Origin of the sequence: Bartonella sp. AU15XJBT (assembly GCF_028618615.1) — a bacterium.
In the GTDB taxonomy this organism is placed as follows: Bacteria; Pseudomonadota; Alphaproteobacteria; order Rhizobiales; family Rhizobiaceae; genus Bartonella.
In genome coordinates this window covers 1-3704 of sequence record NZ_JAQITG010000063.1, presented here as the reverse complement: position 1 = coordinate 3704, position 3704 = coordinate 1, and the positions used below count along the sequence as shown (strand labels likewise).

Annotated in this window: 3 protein-coding genes and 1 pseudogene; all 4 read right to left on the bottom strand. The window is 34.6% G+C overall.

The window, feature by feature from the left end; all coding sequences use genetic code 11:
- Positions 1-213: 213 nt before the first annotated feature.
- Complete coding sequence (locus PVV57_RS09805; protein ID WP_273783991.1) at positions 214-498, bottom strand: addiction module antidote protein; 285 nt, start codon at positions 496-498, stop codon at positions 214-216.
- Positions 479-787: a type II toxin-antitoxin system RelE/ParE family toxin gene (locus tag PVV57_RS09800; RefSeq protein WP_273719605.1), complete on the bottom strand. Its 309-nt coding sequence runs from the start codon at positions 785-787 to the stop codon at positions 479-481. Before PVV57_RS09800 ends, PVV57_RS09805 begins: the two co-directional genes overlap by 20 nt.
- A gap of 1765 nt (positions 788-2552) precedes the next feature.
- Positions 2553-3332 carry a hypothetical protein gene (locus tag PVV57_RS09795; RefSeq protein WP_273783990.1) on the bottom strand — a complete coding sequence of 260 codons (780 nt, stop codon included), beginning with the start codon at positions 3330-3332 and terminating at the stop codon, positions 2553-2555.
- A 115-nt stretch (positions 3333-3447) separates the two neighbouring features.
- Positions 3448-3704: pseudogene (locus PVV57_RS09790) on the bottom strand (hypothetical protein); the annotation flags it as partial.

The following is a 3704-nucleotide window of genomic DNA, read 5'->3' as shown; positions in this document are numbered from 1 at the left end:
CTGGCGGGAATGAGTTTGGGGAAGCAGAAATCAAACAACAGGCAGTTAAAGAGGTTAAGCCTACCAATCAAAAGGAGTTTGTTCCTTATGATAAAGAGCTTACTCTCTATGCTAAAGCAGACAAAACAGTACAAGCCGGTGAAGCAAGTATCGTCGTTGAATTCGTAACCAATCACTAAAATTGAGAGGAGGTATCTATTAACGCCTCTCAGTTTATGAAGTAGAAGATTGTACAGAGAGTTGTAAGTTAAGGGCAGATAAGACAGCAACTAAGGTAGAAAGCTTGGGGTCACCCGTTTTACTTAAGGAGCGATATAATCCACTGCGTTCGCGATTAGTTTCTTTTGCTAAGGCGCGCATATTTTGAGAGCGAGCAACAATACCAATGGCATCGGCTATATGAGCAGCATCACCAGTTTTGAAGGCTTCATTGAGAAATGCTTGTTGTACTTCAATGTCTTCAAGATATTCTTCTGGTTTAAATGGGGTTGTTTTCATCACTGTACTCCTCTTTTAACTTTAACGCTTGTTCAATATCCCTTTGCTGCGTTGATTTATCTCCACCGCATAACAAGAGGATAAAATCAGAGCCTTTTTTTGTAAAATAAATTCTGTAACCAGCCCCATAGTGGATACGTAATTCACCTATGCTATTGAAGAACTTAACATCACCCAAAAGTCCTTGTTTTAAGCGTACAACACGTTGAAGAATAATCGCTTTAGCCTTTTTATCTTTGAGTTTCTTAAGCCAATTATCAAATTCTATCGTTTTATGAATGAATATCATTAGTGCACTATAATGCACATGATGTGTAATGTCAATAATAATATTCCTTACAGAAAGGTATTCTGATGACGTGTCAATATATTCGGGTTAGGACAGGCGGACCAATACCGGCTAGTCAAAATGTTTATCGCCATAGAAAAACGCTTTCACACCTTGTGTCTGTTATATAAGATATAATATCAAAAAACACAATAAAGTCAATATGTTGAGTGTAATTATTTTATATGAATCCACTTAAGAATCCACACTTTTATACGTGATTCATTTGATTATTTTTTATATAAGATTGCCATCTATGAATAGACCATAAAAAGCAAATCATGGTGCAAATATTATAACGCATGGTTGCATTCAAATGAAATGAAAAGCAGATATCATTCATAACAGTTCATAAATTTTATGATACGTTTTTTCACAGCACAAATCGCATTGTTTAAAAATTTAGTCGTTTGGAATTATCGATAACATAAATCGCATACGTTTAAAGATCACAGCTTGTTTTAAAGATTGGATTGTTTAATCGTATAAAAACCAAAATTATTGCTTCCCAAAATTGGGGAGCAAAAATCTATATCTCTTATAGCAATATTTTATTACCTATTAGAGGGTGGTCGTTTGAAACTATCGTAAGCTTATGGATTTAATTTATAAAGATTGCATAAAAGGATTAAGGATAAGATCGCTTTTAAAACGCTTACTAAAAATTTAGAAAACGATAGGCAGGCATTGTACAGCCTCTATCATCACAATAAATATGAAATTCAAAACGTCATATCTTATGAAATTGAAAGCCTTTATGAATGATCTAACGCAAGCAAGCAAAAAACGTTTTAAGAGTATAATATGAAAGCAAACGAGGTTACCCCCAATTTGGATTGAGTGATTTTAGTCTCCTCAAATTTGAGGGCATCTCTTTAGACAAGATAAGCAAACAAACTTCAAAATCGTTATAACATTACAAGGCATGGAATTTTTCTAAATTTTTAGACAAAACGCCATTGTTTAAAGAATGCTCTATTCTAAAGATAACGAGCTCGAATTTGAGCTGGTTGATTTTGCCAACTCAAAATTAAGCCAGCTTATTTGTAAAAAGTTACATTTAAAGAAAAGTAAAAATACGCTTATGAGAGCCTCTCTAAATGAATGTTTAAACGTTTGAAACTGATGTTTTAAAGCCTTACATTTGATAAAAGCGGTTGTTTGGCTGTTTATTGTCTTTATGAGAGATTGTTTTGAAAACCAACGTTTGCAAATGTAAAAAGAACGTTTTTACAAGACATTCATTTTAAGATGCATTTTCTTTTGATTATATTGAGATGAATCTAAAAAGCGTTTTGATAGGTTTTGATTTTAGAAAATGCGTTATTTGAAATTCACTCAACTCAATTTTGAGCTTAGTGTTTTAAAACGTTTTAAAGAAGCATCTTGATCATGTGCTTTGTTTCAAAAGACACCTCACAAATGAGAGTGTTATGATTAATACGTTTGAGAGTAAAAAAGCGTTCATAGGCTTTCTCATTCAAATGAATGATTAAAGATCATATGCATCATCATTCCTTTTGATAAATTTTCATATCTTTAATAAAGCGCTTGCAATATGATACGTTTTGTATATATGAATTAACTCCTCCATTGTGGATGATTAATTTTAATCATTAGAATCGTTCTTAGAAAGCCGCGTCATATCAATTGGCACGGCTTTTTTTTGAATTCTTTCTTTTATGATGCGTTTATAGCTATCAAGAAGGCACCCCCATGCCTATTTTTATTCTGTTTTATCAATAATCTTAACAACATTATTGTTTTCATAAACCTCATAATTTTTTGGAACCAACTTTGCTTTGCTTTTTGTGTTGATTATTGCATTGCCATAAGCACGCCCCCAGATCGTTGCACAATGTGAGATTTTTGCATTCCCATAAACAGAGCCATAAATCTCACAAGAGCCACTCACGCGCGCATTGCCATAGACCTTGCCATAAATCTTTGCACGACCATTAATCACAGCATAATTATAAATTTTCGCATGGCTATAAATGCAAGCAGAGCCACAAACCTTGGCATGACCATAGACGCGTGCATAACTAAAAACCGTAGCATCATAAGAAACATGGGCATGGTCATAAATATGAGCATCAGCAAGAACGCGAGCAGCACCACTCACATGAGCATTGCCATAAACATTGCCATAAACATGAGCACTCCCATAAACACAAGCCTGATCATAAATCTTTGCATATTGAGAGATAAAAGCCTTTCCATAGACCTCAGCATTGCCATAGACGAGACCACAGACTTGAGAATAATGCCGTATTTTTGCATCATCATAAACACGGGCATGACCATAGACACAAGCCTCATCATAGACCCAGCAATTGCCATCATGGGATAGGTTGACTTCCTTTTCGATAAAACCGCCTAAAGCACCCGCTTTTATATCATCAAAATCCCTTAAAGCACGAATGCGATAAAGGTTTATAATATTTCGAGTAAGAGCATGTTTTATTTTTTTGATTTCACTGGTTAATTCGTATTTTTTGCACATAGGAGTACCCTCACAATCTAATGTGATAAACATTTTCTAAAATTTGGAATGGAAAATTGGATTGAAAGGAGGCGCCCCCGCCGCGCCTGTACTTTCATTTACACAGCTTTATTAATTAGACCCAGACAATCTCTAATTCGCTATAAGGGGAAAGCTGTTCAATATAGGTTTTTATTTTAGTAGACCCGCCGACATTTTCACGAATAACAGCAATGCCATGGATATGAGCATTTTCATAAACATGCACGTCATTTGCTATACGAGCGTATTCATAAACCCTAGCATTGTCATAAATATAGGCATTATCATAAATAATAGCATTGCCATAGACATGAGCATTACCATAGACATGGGAATTATTAGAAACAGCAG

Bases quoted from the DNA above. Each gene is read 5' to 3' on its own strand.
- PVV57_RS09795 (WP_273783990.1), bottom strand. From the start codon at position 3,332: ATGTGCAAAAAATACGAATTAACCAGTGAAATCAAAAAAATAAAACAT.
- PVV57_RS09800 (WP_273719605.1), bottom strand. From the start codon at position 787: ATGATATTCATTCATAAAACGATAGAATTTGATAATTGGCTTAAGAAA.
- PVV57_RS09805 (WP_273783991.1), bottom strand. From the start codon at position 498: ATGAAAACAACCCCATTTAAACCAGAAGAATATCTTGAAGACATTGAA.